The organism is Aerococcus sp. UMB7834 (genome assembly GCF_030215145.1).
Classification (GTDB): domain Bacteria; phylum Bacillota; class Bacilli; order Lactobacillales; family Aerococcaceae; genus Aerococcus.
Genome location: NZ_JASOLI010000022.1, coordinates 1 through 1055 on the forward strand (window position 1 = coordinate 1; position 1055 = coordinate 1055).

The window sequence follows — 1055 nt, forward strand, 5'->3', positions numbered from 1 at the left end:
ACTGCCAAAGATGGCTACCAAGATCGTCTCAATAAGCTGACTGGTATCGAAGTGCCACAAGCGGATGATGCGAACAACAACGGTATTCCAGATGACGTGGATACGAAGATTGCGGACGCGGAAGCAGCCGTCGCTGCAGCTGAAAAAGCTGATAAAGCAGCGAAAGATAAGTTAGCCGAAGCGAAAGCCAATGGCGCAATCACGCCAGAAGAAGTGGCAGCCCTGGAAGCCGCTAAACAAGAAGCTGACAGCAAGAAACAAGCAGCGCAAACCGCTGTCGATGCGATTCCAACGACTCCAGAAGGAGCGAAGACTGCCAAAGATGGCTACCAAGATCGTCTCAATAAGCTGACTGGTATCGAAGTGCCACAAGCGGATGATGCGAACAATAACGGTATCCTAGACACCGACGAACAAGCTCTCCAAAAGGCTCGTGTTTTAGTTGAAGAAGCTGAAAAAGCCTATGAAAAAGCAACAGTAGAGATTGCAAAAGTAGGAGATACGATTAGTCCTGAATTGAAGGATAGCCTTGATAAGCTTGTTCAAGAGGCTAAAGAAAAGAAAGCTGAAGCCCAAAAAGCAGTCACTGCTTTACCAGAATCTGTGAAGCAAGGTAAAGATGACCTACAAAAACGTCTCGATGCCTTACAAGATCCAACAGTTCCAGCAGTGAACGATAAGGATAGCGATGGCTTGCGGGATGACATTTATGACAAGCTTAAAGAGGCAGAGGACCTTGTTAAGCAGGCTGAACAGGCACATAAAGAAGCCTCTGATGCCATTGTAGCTGCACCAAGTCTTGTGACTCCAGCAATCCATCAACACTTGAGTGATCAAGTTGAAGCGGCTAAGAATAAAAAAGCGCTGGCGACAGCAGCCGTCAACCAATTACCAGACATTTTTGCAGCTGCTAAGGAACACTTCCAAATTCGTCTTGACGAATTGAAGGATCTCAAAGTTCCTGCGATTAATGATACCAACAGCAATGGCATTCCAGATGACGTGGATACGAAGATTACGGACGCAGAAGCGAAAGTAGCCGCTGCCGAAGCTGC

Annotated in this window: 1 protein-coding gene; it reads left to right on the forward strand. The window is 47.0% G+C overall.

The genetic code is table 11. From position 1 onward, the window contains the following. Nucleotides 1-1055: GA-like domain-containing protein (locus QP339_RS09610; protein WP_502869667.1), on the forward strand; the 1055-nt coding region annotated here is incomplete at both ends.